Source organism: Shewanella nanhaiensis, from assembly GCF_019457885.1.
Taxonomy (GTDB): domain Bacteria; phylum Pseudomonadota; class Gammaproteobacteria; order Enterobacterales; family Shewanellaceae; genus Shewanella; species Shewanella nanhaiensis.
Window position 1 is genome coordinate 227,265 of sequence record NZ_JAHZST010000007.1, and the last position, 21,305, is coordinate 248,569.

Sequence of the window (21,305 nt, forward strand, 5' to 3'; positions counted from 1 at the left end):
AGGTGTGACTTAATCGAGCGACAAAGTCACACCTGTTAGGCATATGTTACTTAACCTCTAAAGTTCGTCCCTTCCTCGTTCCATCAGCTGCGAGAGCCCTTACCTCAACCGCCCCTTTAACCGCAACAGGTGACTTGAACACCTTCCACTTGCCACCGTCTATTCGATACTCAATCTTAAGTCCAGGATAGATGATGTTAGTATGAAGCTCACCTTCATGAATATGAGCCCCAACAGTTGGCACTCGATAATCGATACCAGCCATATCCAGCTTAATGAGCTCTTTTTGCCCTAAAGTGTTAGCAATAACAGCCCACTGTTTAGCCTGACTAGCCCGCATCTCTTGGGTAAAGAACTCAGTAGTTTGGTTATAGACAGCGCCAGTGTATTGATAAGGCACCTCCCAGCTCGCTTTGTGCCAGGCTTTCTCGGCTAAAATCAGCAATCTTGGAAAGGTCATATACTCAACCAGTTCATCGCTTCTTAAGGTTTCACTCCAGATCTGCCCCTGTAGCCCGGCAAAGCCTTTACCTTGGTTAATTGGACCACTGACACGCTTTCCATTGTCATCAAGCTTCTCGGTATCATCAACTTCAAACGCCTGCCCTTGAATATCGGTCCACTGCTCAGCATTTGCTGGCAAATTATCTGGCATAAAGCCATATAATTTACGCTCATTGGTATTACGGCTAGCCCAGTAGTAGCCATGCTCCTTAGGGTCTGCCTCATAGGGGAAGTCGAAGTAGAGCATCTCAGGTGTACCTAACACGGCATCCCAGCCAAGGTTCACCTGCTCATGAGCTCGATTATGTCCACCGTGGGATATAACGTCCCAAAGGTTAGATTGAGACTTTTTCGGCATCATAGAAGGACGTGTATGGCTCATACCATCACTCCAACCGGCAGGCTCAATTCCCTTGTCATTAAGCGTGTTAGAAACACGCTCAACAAAGTAAGCACCAAGTTCATCAAATGAGGTGACACCTTGTACATTATTCGCTACAAACGCCTTACACTGTGGCGACTCAAGCCAAGCACCCGCAGTTTCGTCGGCGCCAATATGATAGAGAGTGAGGGGTTGACCTGCATCCTTATGAAGCTTGGCAATCTCATCAATCACTTTATCAACAAAGTGGAAAGTCGATTCTAAACAAACATTAAGCGTATTATCGTCATAATACTGAATCGATGAGTAGACAGTTTTATCGTCGGGATCAGTTAACAGGTACTCTTTTGCGGCCGTTTCATTACCCTCTGCCATAAATTTTTTATAGCGAGCATCCATGGATTTAATTGCAGCTCTAGAGTGGCCCGGCATATCCATCGAGGGGATAACTTGGATCTGTCTTGCCGATGCATATTTCAAAATCTCAATATAATCGGCTTTAGTGTAGTAACCACTCACTTCGGTATCTGCTGAAGGTCCACTACCAAGCTGAGGCAGTAAACAGGTGATTTCACTTATATCATGACAGCGCTTACTGCCAATATCGGTCAACTCAGGTAGACCATCAATCTCCAGACGCCAGCCCTCATCATCCGCCATATGCAGATGCAGCTTATTCAGCTTATAAGCCGCCATTTGATCTAACATATCCAGTATCAGCTGCTTAGAGTGAAAATTACGGGAAACATCGATATGCATACCACGAAAGTCATACCTTGGTGCATCTTCAATCAACATGGTATTAATCGACAGCTCTTGGCTATCAATCAAGCTTGTCAGAGAGGACAGACCGTAGGAGAAACCAGCATCATCAGCAGCTGCAAGCTCAATACCTTGCTCTGTGATAGCTAACTGATACGCCCCAGTTTGAGTCGAGTCTTTAAGCGTATTAAGCACAACAGGCAAACCTTTATCAGACTCAGTCACGCCAAGTCTAGCGAGTCGCTTTAGTGCAGCATCTATAGGAGGCTTAGCTTGAGCGTTAAGGATAAGCTTTATGCCAGCTGCCAATGAAACAGGCCTATTCTCTGATGTGACCTCAACCTTTAGCGGTGTCGGTATGATGGTATTTGTTGCAGCGCCAGCTTGTAGCTCAACTCCCTGATTCGCTTGAAACAGAACCTCTGGTGTTGCCCACTTTATTAAATCTGTATCACTGCGCTTATATTGAGTTTCAGCATCAGTAAAGTCTGCAACGTAGGGCCTTAACTCCATGCCTGTCTCGGGATCATGGGTAACGGTCGTACTTTTAATCAATGCGGGAGTTAACTCGCCAGAGACTAAATAATAGTTTGGCATCGCATCAATTTCAGATAGTTGCCACAGCTCTCCCCTAAAATCGATAGTCTTAGTCTGACCAGCTTTTAAACCAGTAAATGCGGCTGTTGGCGTGATCTTATGAAGATCCCCCTTTACCCGTGTTATCTCAAACTCTTCGGATAACACCTCTTGCACAGGCCTCATCTGGCTATAGTAGATAGTCCAATCTGCGCTGGTGAGATCCACTTTAGAGGTTAAATCTATTTGAGCACTAAAGCATCGCCCGTCTACTCCCTCTGTTGGGCAACCTTCGGGAAAATTAGTCAGCAGTCGATACTTAACATCAAGGGTCTCACCCAGTTGATTTAGTACCGCTTGGGTCATCACCTCAGCGCTTTCAGCTTTGGTTTGCGTGACTGAGCTATTATCATTTACCTTACTATTATCGGAGCAGCCACTTGTCGCCAATACCAGAGTAATGGCGGCTGTCAGTAATTTAAGCTTCATTGTATTCCTCTATTATTATTTTTATCATCCCTGCAAACGGAATGAACCAACCAAAGCCCGCAATCTTTCCCCTTGGTGGAACAAACGCTCGCTCGACTCTGCGAGTTGCTCGCTGTCGAGTGAAGCCGAACCTGAGACTGTGGCCAAATCATTTAAATTTTTCGAAATATCATCTGTGACATAAGTTTGCTCACCAGCGGCCTCGGCAACTTCAAGATTCATATTACTGATATTAGAGACTAAATTAGTCACATTACTCAATATTAATTTGATCTCTTCTGAATGACTAACCGCTTCAGCAGATAGAGTTTGACTCGCTTGCATCACTGACACAGTCTCATCAACTCCCGTTTGTACCTGCTGGATCATCTTCTGTATCTCACCCGTAGCTTGCTGCGTTCTGCTTGCAAGTGTCCTCACCTCATCAGCAACAACAGCAAAACCACGTCCCTGCTCACCGGCTCTTGCTGCTTCAATAGCTGCATTTAGCGCAAGCAGGTTTGTCTGCTCAGCGATGGCATTAATCACCACCACAACTTCATCGATTCTTTGGGTCTCCTGCTGCAACTCCTGTACAGCGACGACAGAGCGGGAAAGTTCATCCGCGAGTCGATTACTCACCTCTAAACCTAAATCAAACTGCTGTTGGCTATTATCCACCTCTTTATCAGCCAAACCGGTAGCTTCTGCCGTTGAGCTGGCATTTTTTGCCACTTCATTGGCACTTGAATTTAGTTGAGTAACAGCAGCAACCGCAGCTTCTGTCTCTTTTAATTGAGATTGAACACGATGATTATTGTTTTTAGAAAGCTCGCCTAATGAAGATGCATCTTGGAGGATCTGCTCAGATGTCTCGTTGACCTTAGAGATGGTGCCATGTATTTTTGCTACGAAACCATTAAAAGCTGTGGCAAGTTGACCTATCTCATCATTACTCTCTACTGGTAACTTATGGCTTAAATCGCCATCACCGGAGGCTATTTCCTCCATCACAGCCGATACATGAACCAATGGAGTGATAACTAACCGCTTTAGAATAATAAAGATAAATAGTTGACTGAGAAGTAAAATAACTAGAGCTTGAAAGAAATAACTTAATTTAAGCTGATTCAATGCCTCTGTGATTGGAGCTGAAGAGAAACTCACCGTCAGCTCTCCGGTCGGTTTATTGTTTGTGGTGAATGCCAGCTTATCAGAAGTCACCGCTTTAGGATCTACAGGCGTGCTTTGTTTACTGTCACCAAGCATCTTACCTCTATGATCTTTAATCGTTATCTCATATATTTTTTCAGAGGCAAGCATGACAGATAAAACCGCGTCTATCTGTTCAAAGTCATAGTTAAATACAGGCTGAGCCAATGTCACTTCAAGGCTGGCTAAAGTATTACCCTTATACTCATTAAAATTAGTTTCTAATCGGTTAGCCTCAACCATGTAAGCGAGGGAAAACAAAACACTGACAACAACAAAAAGAGCACCAGCTAGCCCTATCTGTACCTTAATAGACAAACTATTCATCGCCCTTCCCCTCCATATTAAATAGATCAAGCCACAGCTCATCACGAGTTACTGGTGTTAATGAACTCAGTCCAGGTGTCTGTAATCGAATAATCCTACGTTTGCTGAATTGTGCTTGCTTGTAGAGCGCATCAATTTCGAGCTCTTTATTGAACATCTCATCAAAACTGCCATCGGCAATCATGCTCTCTAGCCCATCCCTTAAGTCTTTAGCAAGTAAAGGCTTTTCTGGGGAAATAAAGAAGTAAGCAGGCGATCGGTATTGCAGTAAGATGGCACTATCTACCTTCAAATTAGGATCAGGATTTTTATCTAGCTCCTGCCAGACCTCCTGTGCACCAAGAGCTAAATAATCAAAACGCCCTCCCTCTAACATCGGGTATAGATTTTTATATTTATAGCTGGTGATTAAAGGTAAACCATTCTCTTCAAGAATAAGCGCATCAGGCCAGTAACGATTTTGCCCTGCATAAAATTGCAAAAAGTCATCTCTATTTTTGACATTGATAAAACGCTGCTGCTTATCGCTTCTAATGATCAGTAAACGATTCCCCAACAAGCCTTTAAATATCGGGATCCTAACCGGGAGCACAACCGCCTCAAGTTGCTGTGATGTCATGCTCCAAAATATATCAATGCTTCCTGCTAACGCCTCTTCCACCTTACGTTTTTGATTCATTTCAGTGTCAAGCATTGAGATATCATATTGAGTTTCCACGCGAGATAGAGCTTCTTTCAACAGATTAAGCTGCCAACTTTGCGAAATGGTGGTGACAAGAGTTTCACTATAAGCACTAGGTGTTAAACAGAAGACGGATAGGAGAGAGATGAGGAGAAGTTTAATTCGAACTGGTAGCATGAAACGCATTTCCTCTTTTTATACGTCTAAATCAGACAAGAGTGTTAGTTAATTTATCTTCCAATGATTCAACCTATCAAACCTACCGCAGGATATAGTCAGCGACCTTAGAAAAAGTAGCTAAGTGTTAAATTCAAAATGATGAAGATAACACTTAGCCAAGACTAGTTTCTGGGGAGAGACTATAGAAATATCAAACACAAACTGATGCTAAAAATAACTAGCAAATGTTTGCCAAAACATGAATAAGGAGACCTCTTCCTACATCATGCAGACCTTACAAACAGAGTGTCACACAAGCAGATGACAACGCTGTCATTTACAAACATACACAAGAGCAAACAGAATATCTACATTTTTTTGACATTCATTTAGAACTTTTTTTAGCCCATCCTGAAAAGCATTAATAAAGAGAAGCGAGCAGCACTTAGATAAAAACCAGAGTAAAACACCAAAATATGACAACGCTGTCAATTATTGATAACATTCAAAAGCCCCCTTAATTCGGCTGAATAGGCACCAATAAAAAAACAATAAAGAGAGCCTAAGATGAACCTAAACAAAAACAAAAAGATAACGCTCATCTCAAGACCTCTATTCATCTTTATAGTGCTTGCTACCCTATGGTCTACATGGCTATTGCAATTCTCCCATCCCCTTGAGCTATTCAGTGATTACCTTCGTTATCTATTCTTAGGCATAACGGGAGCCATTTTTGCAAACTCTACCGGTGCAGGTGGAGGTGTCATCTTTATCCCCATCTTTAACAGCCTCGACTTTACCAATGAGCAAAGTATATCGACATCATTTGCCATTCAATGCTTTGGTATGACAGCTGGAGCATTAACATGGTGGCTACACTTTGCTCATCAAAAACAAGCTCAACAAGGGCGTCTACTTGTTAAACTTCTTTTTGTCTGTATCCCACTTTCTGTCGCAGGGATATGGACTACTCATATTTTTGAGATACAAGCCCCCGGATCGCTGGAGCACAGTTTTAGTCTCTTCTCTATTGCTCTAGGCTTTGGGATTATCTATAGCTGTTTTGCAGTTAAAAACAGTGACGCCAACCACACATTGAGCCGCTATGAAGTACTGCAACTCGGGCTTATTACCTATTTAGGTGGCATCATCACAGCTTGGTTATCTGTGGGAGTTGGTGAGATTATTGTTATCTATCTGCTGCTCAAAAAGGTGACACCAAGTTTAGCTATCGCAGTTGGCGTCATCGTCACCGCTTTCACTGTCTGGTCCGTTAGCCCTATACATTTATCAGATCAAAGTGATGCCTACTTTAAAGTGATCCTGTTTGCAGGACCCGGCGCCATTATGGGAGGCATTTTGGCAAAAAAGCTGGCTTTATATCTTCCAGTTAAGGGATTAAAAATATTTTTTGCTGGGTGGATTATTCTATCTGGCGTAACAATGCTAGTGGTGACATAAGAGTTGAAATCAGATACAACATGACTAGGGTGATAGATTCATACCATTAAAAATTAAACAATAACAAATAAATAGTAAACAGAGGCAAAATTAAAATGACAAATATCTCTCCATTGAATTCATCAAAACACCTCAATACCTACATTAAAGAGTCTAAAGACTTTAGTCGCTTTGCTGCGCAGAGCTTGATCCCTGTCGTAGTGCAAGAATTTGCAGTACTAGCAACAGAATTTCCTATTGTCTTTGTAAAAAATGCAGAGAATGGTCAATTTACCCCTATCGCTATGATGGGAATTAAAAATAACGTCAACCTGTACTGCCAAACGAAAAACTGGGAAGCCTCAGTAACTCCAATAGGCTTTAGCAAGGCACCTTTATCTTTAATGCAAACCTCTAAAGAGAGCGACGAGGTGATGGTCTTTATCGATGAAGATAGTAAGCTTGTCACCTCAGGTGAGGGAAATAAGCTTTTTGATGATTCCGGCGAGCAGACTGAATACCTGAAAAAACGCTCTAATGCGCTATTGGATCTCGCTAGCTTTACTCAACAAACAGCCGCCATTACTCAATACTTTGCCGAGCTAAACCTACTTGCTCCTAAGCAGCTGACAGTCAAACTCAACAGCGATAGCCCAGAGGTCAATATTGATGGTGTGTATATCATCGATGAACAAATCTTGAATGAGCTTAACGATGAAGCGTTTCTCACATTGAAGAGTAAAGGCTTGATGCCGCTAATATATGCTCACCTAACCTCACTGCACCAGATAGGTAGATTGATCACTAAACAAAATGAACTGGATAAAACAGCTTAATAATATTACCGGATCTAAATTCTATATAAAGACATATTGAAAGAGAGCTGCAAGCTCTCTTTCAATAAACATTACTAGATGGATTGAAGACCATACAGCTTAATTTTTTCAAGTAGATCTCTATGCTCGGGAAGCTCACCAATAAGCTGTAAAGCAACTTGATCCAGTTGATGACTCTGTTTAATTGCTAGGCTCATCTGCTTCTCTGTAAGGGCGTCAGCTTGAGTTTGATACTTCATGCCATAAAGGACATAGAGGTAGTTTTCCAGATCGAAAACCTCAAACTTACTAAAGAAGTCTTCTCTATTTGGTATATGAGTCTGCCAAAGAGATAGCTTTCTCGCTAGCTCATCGGGAATAGTACTTGGATCCCTGTTATCTACCCAAAACTGGGAATCACTTCTATCTGATAGGCAGTAATGTAGCTTAATAAACTCCACCACTCTCTCCCATGCATATTCCATCACTTGATTAAATTGAGTTTGAATACTCGCCATTTGCACAACGGATTTCGGCAGCCGATTAGCAATATAACTAGCAGCAAAGTCGGTAAGTAAAATAGATGTGGCCTCTAAAGGCTCTAAGAAACCTTGTGCTAATCCAAGACAGATACAGTTTTGATGCCAAAACTTCTCTCGGTAGCCGACTTTCATCGGTAGAAAACGGTAATTTAAACCTGATAAGCCTCCTCCCAAGTATTTATCAAGCTTTTTGATGGCAGTTTCATCATCCATATACTTAGTAGAATAAACAAACCCCACTCCCCGCCGATTAGATAACGCAATATCCCAGATCCAGCCAGCTTGATGAGCAGTAGCGAGTGTAAATGGTGGAATAGGCTCATTACTCTCAGTAGGCACCTGTACAGTTAATGCCCTGTCCACTAAAAGCTGCTTTGACTTATCAACAAATGGCACCTTAAGTGCTTTGTTAATAATTAGCGCTTCAAAGCCAGTACAATCTATGTAGAGGTCAAATTTCAACTCCCCTTGTGTATCTGTAACCAGTGAATGAACCGCGCCAGTGTCATCAAGTTTTACTTCTCTAACATTAGCTAATATATGCTCAACGCTAAACTTGTCACGAGCATTTTTTGCCAATAGTTTTGCAAATTTTGCCGCGTTTAAGTGATAAGCATATCCAAGCGAACCAACATACTCAGGTGTTGTTATCTTCTTAGGGGCCTTAAAGGCTTCACAAACACGAAACTGGGGGGAAACTATATTTGCGTAATCTTCGACCTCCCTATTAAGCCAGAAAGGAGTTAAATCATCACCCATAGGAGATGGCATATCAAACAGATGATGGAAGAAATTATTTTTGCCATGAATATCACTATCTAGCCAATTAGAAAACTTTATTGACTGCTTAAATGTTACATCGCACTGTGTAATAAACTCAGTTTCACTGATGCCAAAGCTTTGTAATGATTTTCTAATTGCTGGAACCGTACCTTCTCCAACGCCAATAGTGGGGATATCAGGGGACTCAATCAAGGTGACAGTGACATCATTAGTGTTAAACAAAGTTTTACCAAGGTGATTTGCCGCTAACCAGCCAGCTGTTCCACCTCCAACAATCACAACTTTCTTAATATCCATACTTAGCCCTTTAGATTAACGACCAATACCAAGCGATATAACTAATTATCACAACTCATGTTAATAAAAAGCCCAGCAATCGCTGGGCTTTCGTCTATACACTAGAGTATTTAATTATTAGAAGCGTAAAGCTACACCAATTTTGTAACGAGCTTCACCTTCGAAGCTCCATACTGGGTAATCAGCCTTGAACTCAGGGATAACTTCTGCATCAAGTGGTGCAACACCAATTTGAATACTGTCTTCCTCTGTTAAGTTAACCGCTTCAAACGTAATGTCCATCCAGTCGGTTACGCTGTAACCAGCACTTAAGTCGAGTGTGCCATAATCCTGGTGCTGACGGTTACCGTAAAAACCTGGTAGTTCACGCATCATGTACTCACTACGCCAGTTATAAGCAAGACGTGCCGTAAAGCTATCATTCTCGTAATAACCAACTAAGTTAACCGTATGCTCTGAAGAGTCTGAGAATACCCCCACTTGATCTGGGTAGTTTTCAGAAGGAGAACCTGCATCTGCGTAAGTGTAGTTAGCCGCATAACCAAAGCCACTATCGAATGAGTCCTGTACCTGAAGCTCGATACCTTCGATTCGACCACCGTTAGCATTATACTTCTCACTCACAGTCCAGCAATCATATACTCCGTCACCACAAGCACTTCCACCAGCAGCAATTAAATCATTATCTTCAATGCCAATCTGTTGATTCAGCTTCTGTCGAGTTGAGATAAATGAGCTTACATCTTTAATGAAGTAAGTTACTGCAGCAAGACCTTCACCACCAAAGTACCACTCTAAGCTCACATCAGCCTGCGTTGCCTTAAATGGATCAAGCGCTACTGAGCCACGGTTTAATTTTTCATTACCAGGAGTACCATCATTTAAACCTGGTAAAGTTGATGTAGCAAATAGCTCAGAATAGTTAGGGCGAGAGATAACCTGCGCCGCAGATGTACGTAGGATAAGATCTGGGGCTAAATCAAAAGCGACGTTAATGCTTGGCAAAACATCACTGTAACTTGCAGTATCGGTGCTTAGAGTATCAGCAAATTGTCCCGTATCACTTAGCGCATAGTAATCAGACTCTATGTCTGTTGACACAAAACGAAGACCGAAATTACCCCGTACACCTTCAGCTTCAAAATTAGCCATAGCGTAAAGTGCTAAATTTTTCTCATTTAAAGTACCGTAACCAGACTTGTCACGAGTAAAGCCATCAATTGCAGCATTTGCATCGGAAATCATCGCATCAAAGTTAGGCTTTGGCAGAGTAAAACCAGCACCAGCAGACATAGTACCGCTGTAGTAATATGAAGCATCACGAGAAGCAATATCACCAACGTTAGCAATATCAGTCTCTTGTGTCACATCATGATCTGCATAACGTACGCCTGTTTTAAAGGCCGTTATTGCGCCTAACTCAACGGGGATAGTAACATCGAATTGTGCATAGGTTTCTTCATCTGTATTTGGTTGCTTCTTGAGCGCCCAACCTGCAGAAGCTAATTCACCATTGAAGTCACTTGAATCAAAAGATTTATTGGCAATATCAATAGCAATCACTTCACCAGTCGCATCATAGCGGCCAGCAAAATCGCTAGACTGACCAATAGAGTTACCGTAGTTAGAAGTGAGGCTAGTACCGCCTTCCGCAGAAGTATTACCAATACGACCTTCTAGAGTAAAATTATCAGCTTCATAATTAAAATCAAAATCAAAAGTATCTGACTTCATCTCAGCTTTACGAGCCCAAGTTTGAGCCCAAGCAAAAGCATCGACGCCAGAGTGAGTGATATCAGTACATACGCCTGCTGCATTGGTCTGATTACAAGTCGATTGACCTTGTTGAGTCGGGAACAAGAAAATAGACGTGTTAGCATTATCAGCTTTCAAATCTAAACTCGTTACCGTCAAACCAAACTCTAAACTATCTGTTGGGCGATACTGAGCGGCAACATTGATTGCAGTTCTTTCACGATCTTGCTGGAAAGTTGTCGGAACGATTTCCCCCCAACCAAGAAGCGTCTCGATACCATTACGCTGATAAGTTGTTTGAGAGCCTGCTGCTGAAACTAATACACCAAAGTTCTCGCTCTCATTTTTCCAGCTATAAAGACCAGATAAAGCGGGGTCAGTTTCTTCAGAAACCGTACCGTAGTCACCCTTTGCACTTAAAAATACTGTATTAGCGTCTAGATCGAGTGGTTTACGAGTCTTAACGATAACCGTACCACCAATACCACCTTCAGTTATGTCTGCTTGTGATGACTTATAAACTTCAATTCCGCTAACCATCTCTGGCGGTAGCAATGAATAGTTGAAGCTACGGTCGATTGCTTGCTGGTCAAACCAACCAGTTGAAGCTACAGAGTGACCATTCAAAAGAGTTCGAGTTAATTGTGAAGAAGCACCACGAATAGATACTTGCTGACCTTGGCCAAACTGACGAGATACACTCACACCCGGAATACGTGCAAGGGACTCACCTACATCTCCGTCAGGAAACTTACCAATATCTTCAGCAGATACTGCATCAACAACTGAATCTGAGAAACGCTTAGCGTTTACAGATGCTTTCATTGAAGCACGCATTCCACGCACTTCAATCTTCTCAATATTTTCATCCGCTGTAGGTGCAGAGTCTGCTTCAGCTGCGACAGCAGACATAGAGACTGCTGTACCTAGCATTAAAGCGATGTTTGTCGCTAATATACTTTTCTTAAAATTAGATGTTCGCATCTCGTTTCCCTTCCATAACTTTATTTTATTTTTTTTTAGTATCCATAACCATTCCCTAATGGAATGACAACGCTGTCATGTTCAGAGCAAACATTACACAATTATTAACCCGCACGCTACAAGAAAATAACCGAGGAAGCCTTTTTTAAGTTTATTTGCACAATTTTCTTACACCAGTATTGTTTTAATCGGAAGTTGTAAACTGAGTGTTAACATAGTCTCTAGCCAAACAGTAAGAGAAAATAACTTAGATGAATTGTATATAAGAGACTTAAAAATTAAATTTGTCGTTTGCTAATTAGAGTAAAAATTCGCACTATAGTCGTAACAAATTGAAAAACTCTTCTTCGTAAAGCTAAAAAAGCAAGCATATAAATGGCTATTTCACATGCTTAGTTTTATGCGTAATGCATTGATATTAAAGAGTGTTAAACAGAATGAAAGTAACTATAAACGACGTTGCCAAGTATGCTGGCGTCTCAATAAAGACAGTCTCTAGAGTCACGAATAATGAGCCTTCGGTTAAACAAGCGACCGTAGATAAAGTCAATGAAGCGATAAAAGCACTCGATTACCAACCTAACCTTGCGGCTCGAAATTTGGCAGGTACCAAGTCTTACGTGATCGGTTTTATATATGATAACCCAAATGCTTATTACGTTATCGATATGCAAAACGGTATTCTCTCTTCTTGTAAAGATATGGGCTACGAGCTACTGATCCACCCATGTAATGCCAAATCTGACACCATTTGTGACGAGCTCACGACCATGGTAAAGCATGCCAGACTAGCGGGGTTAGTGCTCACCCCACCTCTGTCTGAAGACCCTAAAGTATTAAAAGCATTGGATGAGATAGAGGCAAATTATGTTCGGATTATTGCCGGAGATAAGATCAAAGAGGATACTGGATTAGCGGTACTCGTCAATGACAAACATGGCGCAGTGTCAATCACTCAGCACCTTATCGATCTGGGTCATAAGAAAATTGCATTTCTTAGTGGAGATCAACATCATGAGTCAACAAAAGAGCGTTTGACTGGTTTTACTCAGGCGATGAAGAGCAACAAGCTTGACGTGGATGAGAACGATATCATTGCAGGCCAATACTCCTTTGAATCAGGCGTTGAAGGCGCAAAAGAGCTATTACACAGAGATAAAATGGATAGACCAACCGCGATAGTCGCCTGTAACGATGAAATAGCGGCAGGGGCACTTTTTGCCGCTCGCCTTGAGGGAGTGGAGATACCAAATCAGCTCTCAATTGTCGGTTTTGAGGATAGCCCATTCTCCAGACAGACTTGGCCAAAACTCACAACGGTACATCAGCCAAATCAAAAAATAGCCCAAATAGCGACTGAGTTATTGATAGCTAAAAGACGCTCAATAAGTGCTGAACAAGCTAAAATATTCATTCCTGAACCAGTTATTAGAGACTCCAGCTCAGAAGCCTCAAGTTAGTAGCTCTTCTTTGTAAACTGGAACGAAAAATGCCGCAATAGGTTTGCGGCATTTTCATATAAGAAACTCTTTTAAAAAGAACTAGACGGCCTCTTCGTTCTCTTCACCAGTACGGATCCGTATCACTCTCTCAATCTCAGTAACAAAGATCTTCCCGTCGCCAATTTTGCCTGTACGGGCTGTATCAACAATGACCTCTAACGCTTGATCTAACAGTTCATCCTGGATCACTAATTCAATTTTTACTTTAGGCAAAAAATCAACCATATATTCAGCACCACGGTATAGCTCTGTGTGGCCTTTTTGACGCCCAAAACCTTTTACCTCTGAAACCGTCATCCCAGTTATACCAATTTCAGCAAGCGATTCCCGCACATCATCTAATTTAAATGGCTTAATAATGGCTTCGACCTTCTTCATCAAACTCTCCTAGTCACTTGCTTAAATGGATAAAAATCATCAATGTTTAAGCTTATCATGTGTATCTCTTTTCCCCAAAGGCAAATATCATTTTCCTATTACAGGGTTATTCCACTTTGCAAACAGTATCAAAAACTCATTAGCATAATTATTAGTCTATAATTGTCAAAAATTCACCTTAAAAATATTTTCAAAATACACTGAATTACTGGATGTAAATCAGTTAATCATCAAGGATGAAATATGAAGACACAACTAGGTTTTACTTTAGTGGAGTGTATCTCTACCTTAGCCATATCCACCATTCTCATCTCTGTCGGCGTACCACAATTCAACTCTCTGTATGAATATTTTCGCTCTGATACCTCTATACGCCGAATACAGCAATCTCTTCAACTCGCCAGAAACTATGCGATTAACTACTCAATAAGAGTAACTGTCTGCCCTATAGAGGAGGGGCGATGTTCAAAAGATTGGAAAATTGGATTAACAGCTTTTACCGATCTAGGTGAGAAAAATCTACTCGATGGAGATGACAGGGTAATATTTAAAACAAATCCTTTCAATTCAAGGGATTTTATAACATACAACCGTTCAGCAATTCGGTTCCAGCCAACAGGCTTAGCATCAGGAACAAACGGAACCCTAAGATATTGTCCCTCTAGAATCGATAGTGAACACTCCTCAGCCTTGATAGTAAACCAAGCAGGGCGCGTAAGGTTTTCAAAACAGAAGGTAATAACCTGCGATTAGAGAATTAAAAAACACTATCTTATTTGTGCCAAAAAAGCCTTAAATGCCAATATATTGGCTCATTTTTTTATCATTAAGGTGCAGATAAAACATACATTTTCACTTATACTGTAGTAAGTAGATGTGAGGATTTATGCAATGTTAACACTAGAAAAAGGTTTCACCTTAGTTGAGCTTATGGTGACACTTGTCATTGGTATGATATTGATCACCGTTGGTGTGCCCTCTTTCACAGAGATGTATCAGGGATATAGAGCTGAAAGTGAAATTAGGAAGGTGCAGCAATATTTAATGTTCGCCAGAAGCCAAGCGGTCAGTTACGGCGCTAGAGTCACAGTATGCCCTATTTCAGGCACCAGTTGCGGATCTGATTGGAAATCAGGTTTCAGCATCTTTATTGATAATGGCGCCGCAGCAACAATCGACTCTACAGATGGTGTAACAGATCCCATAATCAAGCAGGTAGATGCATTTAACAGCAAAGACTTTTTTACCTACGCAGGAAACTCAGTGAGCTTTACACCAGATGGGCTAATTCCCACCAATTCAACTGTGGGGACTTTTTCATACTGCCCAGGCTCTACAACCAGTGAGAACTCACGAGGTGTAGAGGTTAGTTCCTCAGGAAAGGTCCGCTTTTCAGATACCGTTACAAGCTGTGTTTCGTATTAAAAAGTGAGATAAAAAACGCGCTAATGGTTAATGAAGTGTCACCTTATCGACTTTTTGAGCGTCTGCGGATTCAAAAGTGTCATTGATATGAACGCACTCTTGTACCTCTTTAATAAAATACTTTTTCCCTTTCTTATTGGTATTGGTACGTCCAACTAATTTTGCCATCTTAAGTTTTAGCTCATCTGTTTTCCATCGATAAAAAACAACTTTATCTCCATCTGTTGAGTTTACAAAACATTTATAATCTTGTTTCTCGCTCGCCACAGCCGTTGTAGATAAACTCAACAAAAAGATGGGTATCATAATAAAACATTTCATTACCAACACTCCGTAGGCGTTTTTGCACCTGTATCTGTAATTTGAATCGTTGCGCAAGCACTATCTCGAGTCGCTTGAACTCCTAATGCTGTTGCAACTAAAACAAAACTGCCAGTCCCTGTTGAATCAATGCTATAAAGGTTACTTTGTGTCACAAAGGGATCAGCACCTACACCAAGCTCGTTCATATCTTCCGTGTAAGTTCTATTATCTAAATAAAACTGCTCCTGTAGGTTTGAGATCCTTAGCAGTGATGTATGTGCCTCTGCTCGAGCTCCCTCGGCAACATATTCTGTATATGAGGGGTAAGCTATTGCTGTTAATATTCCAATAATCGCAATACCAACCATCAACTCTACTAACGTAAAACCATTTCTCATTTTCATCTTAAATTCTCTACCTACTCATCAATATGATAATAGATCTTATTAACACCTAAACCAGCACCTACATTAATGGTTCCTGTTGGCGCTCCATCTTTAATCTCCCCTTTCCCCACGCCAATAATATAGATATAGGGATCTTCCCCTGTTTCAGGAGCTGGGACCACTATTTGAGGGGTATCAGGCACGCGCTCTCCTAATTCATAATAGACATTTTCATAACTTCGTGTCCCTCGATGAAGATCAAACACATATAATCGACCTTGGCCAGAGCTACTACAAACTAAATCTGAAACCTCATTCACTGACGGTAGAAAAGAGGTAAAGAAAACCTTGCCATCAATAATTAAAGCCGCAGTTAAAGATTTTTCACCTGACCCCCTAAAATCAAAGTACCATCCCCGCTTTGTACCAAAGGAAATATTTTCAGCTTCGGTAACTGGCGGAGTGGAGGTAACATTGTAGAGTTTACTCATGTCTAACACTTCAGGAACAGGCTCCCCTATCACACTTCGAGTAACAACATTACGATCTTGCAGTACAAAGAACTTATCTGAAGTCACTACACTCGTAGGGTGAGGGCGACTGCCACTACCAATAACAACGGCATCATAGGGAACATTCTGATATGAGGTTGTTGTCGTTGTCGTCCCTTCTCCATCTGTCACTTCAACTTCAGAGATGTTACTAAAAGTCGTTTGAGCCACAGCAGGCTCCGCAAAAAAACGTCTGTCATTGATGGCTGTACTTCCACCTAAATCTGCAAACTTATAAGCACTCCATGTACTCCTTGATGAATCAGCTAGATCTATCCTCCATACATGACCACCTACATCCGTGGCATAGATTCTATCGGTGTCACCATCATTGTTACTGTCCAAAATCGCAACAGAGTTTGGAATACTGTCAACAAGTCCATCCATTTTAGTCCCGCCAACTCCAGTATCTGTAAATGCATGCACTAAAGCACCTGAATCAGCATCAACTATGTAGATAGCTTTACCTTTAGCCGCTGCAGTGCTAGGTACGGTATCAGCATCATAAAGCGGAGCATCATAACCGCCACCAAATATCAGAACAGGACCAGAATGCCCCGGAATAGTCGTCACAATAGGTTCAGACCAAGATTGCCCAAGCTCAGAAAAACCTGAGCTATCAGGAGTAATAATCCATTTAACACTTGGCGAATCTGGAGAGGTGACATCTAGCGCATAATAGGAGGAACCACCACGGCGCATCCCCATAAATACCCAAGCTTTATTCACTCTCCCTGACGAGTCAGTTTCAGTGTAAGAAACTGGAGAACCATCCATACCGTAAATATAATGCCCTCCATTAGCCACATTTTGTTTCAACACAGGAACATTGCTTAAGAGTTCTGTAGGGATAAAGGCCCAGCTCTCTTCAACTTCATCTCCTGTATCTTTAAACATATGAACTAAGCCTTGATTAGTTCCTAAAACAATACGGATATCAGGACTCGCCTTTGTGCCAAAGTTCAGCGCTAATGGCTTTGAATGCAGAGGATCTCCCATAATATCACTGCGAAAATCAGTTGCACTTCCACCTGGGTTATCACTATCAACATCATAACCATATAACCACTTAACCGTGTCACTGACATCAGCTTCAACTATCCCCATACTAGTCGAGAGAATAGGTTCTAAAACTTGTGCAAGATCCGACATCGGGCTAGTCAAATTTGAGTAGATAGTACGAGCACTTACCCCAGTAGAGGGTGTCGCTCTCTGTAGGGCTTCTATGACTCCGCCCTCTAGAACACTTTTGCCATCAGACTTACCTGTGCATAAACTCCAGAAAGTACATGCAGTGTCTTTAATATCACCTCCATCACCAATAGCAACACTTCCAGACTTATCCACCAGAACACCACCAGAGGTCACTTTAAGCTTTTTAAGATTACCACTCCACCTAGGTCCTCTTCCTGGTAGAAACATTGCATAATAAGCCGCATCAAAGGTCTGAGTTCTATCGAAATTATTACTTGCGATACTAGGCGAGGTAAAGCTGGCATCGGTCTCCATAATAGACAGGAGTGCATCATTCATAGCAGCAACAAGTCCTAAGCCTCCCGTGGCTTGGAAATACCCAGTATTAACACCATCGTCATCGACTTTATTTCCACCTCTCTTCGCCGTTTCTTTCAATAGCGCTTCAGCATCCTCAGCACCAGAGCTAAAACCAATAGTAAAGGTTTTAACTGTTTGCATATGCTCTCTTGTAGAGCCATCACTCAATGTCTCTGGTGAAGTGACTAGATCGTTATGATAAAGATAACTTGCTAACGCTGGGAGATAACTTGGAGAGCTTAAGCCTGGATCAGAAAAAACAGAATAATCAGGAGCATTCACTTTATCATCAGCTTTCTCTGTCACGCCGCTAGCAGTGAGTGTGACAATATCAGTATCGGCAAAGGTATCTTGAGTTGGCACACCATCAGTAATATAGATAACATAGGCTATATCAGGGCAAACTCTGAATGGCGAGGAGTAGTTCAGACCAGACTCAGCACTCGTATCTCGTGGAGGTTTATTTCCCTCATACCAAGTTGAGTAATCAGAATCTTTTTTACCATAGAGTACTGGCTTACCGGAGAAGTACTTATAAGCTTCAAATAAAGTTTCACAAAGAGGGGTGTTTGTATCAGCGGGGATACCATCTATGGTAGATAAAAGCGCAGTTTTATTGGCCGGAGACATCTTCTGTATCTTCGACACTATTCTGCCGCCATCTCGATTCCCTTCTGATGGGTAATTCATATTAAACAGAGCTAACCCAAAGTCTACTGAAGTATTCGTGTTAATCACGGTCTCAATTGCCGTTTTTGCAATGTCTAAACGAGATTGTGGGCTAGTTGGTAACGCGTCAGCAACAGCCGCCGCATGCCAGCGAAGATAATTAGCCGTATACAGAGTAACAGCTTCACCTAACCCAAGCTGCGTATCTCCGCCTGTTGTGCTATAGGGCTTAGGGGTATTACCCTGTCTCATTCCATCGATAGGAAAACCGTCACCGTGGGCATTACCATCTTTGTCTTTGGCATTGATAGGATCATTTTCCTGAATATCTTCAAGGCAATCTATGGTGTCATAGTTAGCCCCACTGTTATCTCGTAGCTCCCCCCAAGAGCCCGTTTTACCCTTTATTCTATACTCACCAACAAAGCCAGTGAAACGCCCATACCGCTCTATAAGATCCCAACTTTGATGACAGCCATTGATATCTTTTAAAAAGCGTCTTGAATCAGAGGGGCTTAAGGGGATGTCCATACCAGCATTATCGATACCTATTCCTTTTGTGAAATAGATCTTATCATCTTGATAGGCATGGGCTGAGCTAATCGGTTCATAGGTGGTGGTTGAATCATAAGCGCCAGGAGCATTCTCCTCAATGGTCGTCATACTTCCAGAGTTATCAAAAATAATCAATACTTTAGGGTTCGCTCCCGTTCTTACAGAAGACTCTACAACATAGAGTTCAGTATCATCAGCAAAGGTTCCTGCCGATATACCAACTAAAACAAATAAAGCTGCGCATGCAACATGTTTAATCATCATCTTTAGCTCCCAGTAAGCACTTCTTGCTCTACGCCACCCACAACCGTTAACCGTCCCATATTATTTCGCCCAAAACTGGAAACACTCGTAATTTCAGAGCGGCGGCAACTGATTAAATTCGATGAACTTGCATTGGCACTGCGCTGGCAACTGACATCATCAAGTTGTAATGGCGTTATCGTACTTGCTACCCCTAGCATAGTGCCGGCATTCACTTCTCCAGTTAAATTGGCTAGTGCAACCCCTTGATTATTGTCAATGACACTATCGAGTGCGCCATGTGCTGCGGCCATCGCTTCAACCCGTTCAGATCCTGCCCCAGCCATCCGAATAGACTGGGTAGAATTAACAGCCAGAGCCACGCCAATCACCGTCATAATGACAAGTACAATTAGCGAAAAGAATAGGATCATTCCTTTTTGCTTCTTCATCTATTTACTCCAAAACATTTCACATATACCGTGAAAATGAATATTGACTATCTGATGAGTACTGGGTTTTCAAGTACAACAGTAGTCGACACCACTTTCCGTCTAAAGTTATCACCCGTAGCAGCAACCGTTTTATCACCTAAAACATAATCGGTGTTATTGGTGTAGCTGTTGTCAGCTTCTACTGCACGAACTAAGACAAATATCCTAAGAGCAACTAGGCGTTGAAACAGTTCGTTATCCCACATTAGATTTGTCACATTTTGCACAGGCATAAAACTATCAGCAGTGTTATCACCATCATTATCAAATCCGTATAACACTCTGATATTTTCGATACCTTCAACAAGCTGGTCTTCATTGGCCATGCCATTATTAACACTTAACGTTCTGCGCCTTAACACTGGGATATCACCATCATTTGCGATGTAATAAACATGATGTTGATACTCCCAGAACCGAGCATTCGCCAAAACAGGGGGAGCGGGATTGCCCACAAAAAAGATAGCCTGATTAGGCGTTGCTGCCACGTAATATCGAGTATTCAAATTTGGAGTAGCTGTTGCAGGTCCAATTAACCTTTTTATTTGAAGAACATCAGTGCCGCTATTAACGCTGTTTAAACAAGCAAGTGAATCACCGCTAACCCCACTTTCATATCCCCAAAGACGCCTGAAATGGGAAGGAGTATTGTTGGGTAAACTGGCATTATTCGCGCCAGCACCGACACAATCATTTGGGACTCCTCCAGCTGGGATCTGTGTATTTGATCCAAGTACAAAGTCAGTCCCTGTCATATCGCCCATAAACCCAAGTTGGCTGATATCTCTCTCTACTAAGGCAAGTGCAATACGCCCATTCTCTTGCAATTGATTAAACTGACTCGTCGTCGTGACATTGGTTGCCGACATATTAAACATGGAGAACAAACCAGCAGAGAGAAACAAGCCTATGACCATAGCCACCATAAGCTCAACTAGGGAGAACCCCGAAACTTGTATACCCTTATTTCGCATTAGCTGTCTCATCTATATGATCACTGTATTAATTGAATAAACACGGCGTCTGTCACTACTCGAACCACATCCTTTAATGAAAGCTGCATTATCACCTGCTGCATTAGCAGTTCCATCTGAGAGCGCTCTAATCCCTCTCCATGTCATCACAACAAGCACCTGCCCATTTGCTTGAGTCCTGATGCAAGCCGTTGGAGTATCTAATCCTCCAACATCACGCCCACTCAGTTGCTCTGAAGCGCCACCAAAAAGCTGCTCCCACTGGTAAAGATCCCAAAGCCGAGTTTCAACATTAGTGCAGACCACAGCAGGACCACCCGCAGCAACATCACACGAAGTACCAGGCAGCGGTAATCCACCGCTATAAGTGCCGTTATAGTTAATTAATTGAGAGCGGTTGAGCTTCATACGATTGATGATATCGTTGACATAATAGGAAGCTTGAGTCTGTTGAAATGACTCAAAGCTGCTTCTCTTCGAAACAATATGTAGATTAAAGATGCCAATTAAGCCGATCACCAAAATGACCAGCGACACTAACACCTCAATTAAAGAGAACCCTTTCGTCCCGTTATTCATCTGC

Annotated in this window: 17 protein-coding genes; 5 read left to right on the top strand and 12 right to left on the bottom strand. The window is 41.9% G+C overall.

Annotated elements, in window-relative coordinates:
* Nucleotides 1–46: 46 nt before the first annotated feature.
* The 3 genes from K0625_RS12165 to K0625_RS12175 are packed head-to-tail and all read right to left on the bottom strand — an operon-like array spanning nt 47 to nt 5,099.
* A complete protein-coding gene (locus tag K0625_RS12165; RefSeq protein WP_220109935.1) occupies nt 47–2,713 on the bottom strand; it encodes a beta-N-acetylhexosaminidase in 2,667 nt (888 codons plus the stop codon).
* 24 nt (nt 2,714–2,737) lie between these two features.
* Nucleotides 2,738–4,231, bottom strand: a complete 1,494-nt coding sequence (locus tag K0625_RS12170; protein ID WP_220109936.1) for a methyl-accepting chemotaxis protein — start codon at nt 4,229–4,231, stop codon at nt 2,738–2,740.
* Entirely contained in the window at nt 4,224–5,099 is an 876-nt protein-coding gene (locus K0625_RS12175; protein WP_220109937.1) for a transporter substrate-binding domain-containing protein, read from the bottom strand. Before K0625_RS12175 ends, K0625_RS12170 begins: the two co-directional genes overlap by 8 nt.
* A gap of 540 nt (nt 5,100–5,639) precedes the next feature.
* Between K0625_RS12175 and K0625_RS12180 the strand changes: the two genes are divergently transcribed.
* Both K0625_RS12180 and K0625_RS12185 read left to right on the top strand, forming a co-directional pair.
* Nucleotides 5,640–6,533: a sulfite exporter TauE/SafE family protein gene (locus K0625_RS12180; protein WP_220109938.1), complete on the top strand. Its 894-nt coding sequence runs from the start codon at nt 5,640–5,642 to the stop codon at nt 6,531–6,533.
* Between the two features lie 95 nt (nt 6,534–6,628).
* Nucleotides 6,629–7,348, top strand: coding sequence for a SapC family protein (locus K0625_RS12185; protein WP_220109939.1), 720 nt, complete (start codon nt 6,629–6,631; stop codon nt 7,346–7,348).
* A gap of 74 nt (nt 7,349–7,422) precedes the next feature.
* Here K0625_RS12185 and K0625_RS12190 read toward each other — a convergent pair whose 3' ends face one another.
* Together K0625_RS12190 and K0625_RS12195 are read right to left on the bottom strand one after the other, a co-directional pair.
* A complete protein-coding gene (locus K0625_RS12190) occupies nt 7,423–8,949 on the bottom strand; it encodes a tryptophan halogenase family protein (protein WP_220109940.1) in 1,527 nt (508 codons plus the stop codon).
* A 117-nt stretch (nt 8,950–9,066) separates the two neighbouring features.
* Nucleotides 9,067–11,688, bottom strand: coding sequence for a TonB-dependent receptor (locus K0625_RS12195; protein ID WP_220109941.1), 2,622 nt, complete (start codon nt 11,686–11,688; stop codon nt 9,067–9,069).
* A gap of 437 nt (nt 11,689–12,125) precedes the next feature.
* On the opposite strand from K0625_RS12195, the gene K0625_RS12200 reads away from it, so the two are divergent.
* Nucleotides 12,126–13,148, top strand: coding sequence for a LacI family DNA-binding transcriptional regulator (locus tag K0625_RS12200; RefSeq protein ID WP_220109942.1), 1,023 nt, complete (start codon nt 12,126–12,128; stop codon nt 13,146–13,148).
* An 81-nt stretch (nt 13,149–13,229) separates the two neighbouring features.
* Here K0625_RS12200 and K0625_RS12205 read toward each other — a convergent pair whose 3' ends face one another.
* Nucleotides 13,230–13,568 (bottom strand): P-II family nitrogen regulator, encoded by a 339-nt coding sequence (locus K0625_RS12205; protein WP_012323941.1) that lies wholly within the window; start codon nt 13,566–13,568, stop codon nt 13,230–13,232.
* A 243-nt stretch (nt 13,569–13,811) separates the two neighbouring features.
* Here K0625_RS12205 and K0625_RS12210 point away from each other — a divergent pair, with 243 nt between their 5' ends.
* On the top strand, nt 13,812–14,321 hold the full coding sequence (locus K0625_RS12210) for a GspH/FimT family pseudopilin (protein ID WP_220109943.1): 510 nt from the start codon (nt 13,812–13,814) through the stop codon (nt 14,319–14,321).
* Nucleotides 14,322–14,459: 138 nt separating this feature from the next.
* Complete coding sequence (locus tag K0625_RS12215) at nt 14,460–14,993, top strand: GspH/FimT family pseudopilin (RefSeq protein WP_220109944.1); 534 nt, start codon at nt 14,460–14,462, stop codon at nt 14,991–14,993.
* A gap of 27 nt (nt 14,994–15,020) precedes the next feature.
* Here K0625_RS12215 and K0625_RS12220 read toward each other — a convergent pair whose 3' ends face one another.
* Genes K0625_RS12220 through pilV form a run of 6 tightly spaced genes read right to left on the bottom strand, consistent with a single transcriptional unit; the run spans nt 15,021 to nt 21,301 of the window.
* Nucleotides 15,021–15,314, bottom strand: a complete 294-nt coding sequence (locus K0625_RS12220; RefSeq protein ID WP_220109945.1) for a TapY2 family type IVa secretion system protein — start codon at nt 15,312–15,314, stop codon at nt 15,021–15,023.
* Entirely contained in the window at nt 15,314–15,700 is a 387-nt protein-coding gene (locus K0625_RS12225; protein ID WP_220109946.1) for a type IV pilin protein, read from the bottom strand. The genes K0625_RS12220 and K0625_RS12225 overlap by 1 nt, the downstream gene beginning before the upstream one ends.
* Before the next feature lie 14 nt (nt 15,701–15,714).
* The gene (locus K0625_RS12230; protein WP_220109947.1) at nt 15,715–19,275 is read right to left on the bottom strand and encodes a pilus assembly protein; all 3,561 of its coding nucleotides are present in this window, start codon (nt 19,273–19,275) and stop codon (nt 15,715–15,717) included.
* A gap of 2 nt (nt 19,276–19,277) precedes the next feature.
* Complete coding sequence (locus K0625_RS12235; RefSeq protein WP_220109948.1) at nt 19,278–19,706, bottom strand: pilus assembly PilX family protein; 429 nt, start codon at nt 19,704–19,706, stop codon at nt 19,278–19,280.
* Between the two features lie 47 nt (nt 19,707–19,753).
* Nucleotides 19,754–20,722: a PilW family protein gene (locus tag K0625_RS12240; RefSeq protein ID WP_232847064.1), complete on the bottom strand. Its 969-nt coding sequence runs from the start codon at nt 20,720–20,722 to the stop codon at nt 19,754–19,756.
* A gap of 12 nt (nt 20,723–20,734) precedes the next feature.
* Nucleotides 20,735–21,301, bottom strand: a complete 567-nt coding sequence (gene pilV, locus K0625_RS12245; protein WP_220109950.1) for a type IV pilus modification protein PilV — start codon at nt 21,299–21,301, stop codon at nt 20,735–20,737.
* Nucleotides 21,302–21,305: the final 4 nt, after the last annotated feature.

Coding starts and splice junctions, on each gene's coding strand:
- K0625_RS12220 (WP_220109945.1), bottom strand. CDS start 15,314: ATGAAATGTTTTATTATGATACCCATCTTTTTGTTGAGTTTATCTACA.
- K0625_RS12225 (WP_220109946.1), bottom strand. CDS start 15,700: ATGAAAATGAGAAATGGTTTTACGTTAGTAGAGTTGATGGTTGGTATT.
- K0625_RS12195 (WP_220109941.1), bottom strand. CDS start 11,688: ATGCGAACATCTAATTTTAAGAAAAGTATATTAGCGACAAACATCGCT.
- K0625_RS12180 (WP_220109938.1), top strand. CDS start 5,640: ATGAACCTAAACAAAAACAAAAAGATAACGCTCATCTCAAGACCTCTA.
- K0625_RS12190 (WP_220109940.1), bottom strand. CDS start 8,949: ATGGATATTAAGAAAGTTGTGATTGTTGGAGGTGGAACAGCTGGCTGG.
- K0625_RS12170 (WP_220109936.1), bottom strand. CDS start 4,231: ATGAATAGTTTGTCTATTAAGGTACAGATAGGGCTAGCTGGTGCTCTT.
- K0625_RS12215 (WP_220109944.1), top strand. CDS start 14,460: ATGTTAACACTAGAAAAAGGTTTCACCTTAGTTGAGCTTATGGTGACA.
- pilV (WP_220109950.1), bottom strand. CDS start 21,301: ATGAATAACGGGACGAAAGGGTTCTCTTTAATTGAGGTGTTAGTGTCG.
- K0625_RS12235 (WP_220109948.1), bottom strand. CDS start 19,706: ATGAAGAAGCAAAAAGGAATGATCCTATTCTTTTCGCTAATTGTACTT.
- K0625_RS12240 (WP_232847064.1), bottom strand. CDS start 20,722: ATGCGAAATAAGGGTATACAAGTTTCGGGGTTCTCCCTAGTTGAGCTT.
- K0625_RS12200 (WP_220109942.1), top strand. CDS start 12,126: ATGAAAGTAACTATAAACGACGTTGCCAAGTATGCTGGCGTCTCAATA.
- K0625_RS12205 (WP_012323941.1), bottom strand. CDS start 13,568: ATGAAGAAGGTCGAAGCCATTATTAAGCCATTTAAATTAGATGATGTG.
- K0625_RS12230 (WP_220109947.1), bottom strand. CDS start 19,275: ATGATGATTAAACATGTTGCATGCGCAGCTTTATTTGTTTTAGTTGGT.
- K0625_RS12175 (WP_220109937.1), bottom strand. CDS start 5,099: ATGCGTTTCATGCTACCAGTTCGAATTAAACTTCTCCTCATCTCTCTC.
- K0625_RS12185 (WP_220109939.1), top strand. CDS start 6,629: ATGACAAATATCTCTCCATTGAATTCATCAAAACACCTCAATACCTAC.
- K0625_RS12165 (WP_220109935.1), bottom strand. CDS start 2,713: ATGAAGCTTAAATTACTGACAGCCGCCATTACTCTGGTATTGGCGACA.
- K0625_RS12210 (WP_220109943.1), top strand. CDS start 13,812: ATGAAGACACAACTAGGTTTTACTTTAGTGGAGTGTATCTCTACCTTA.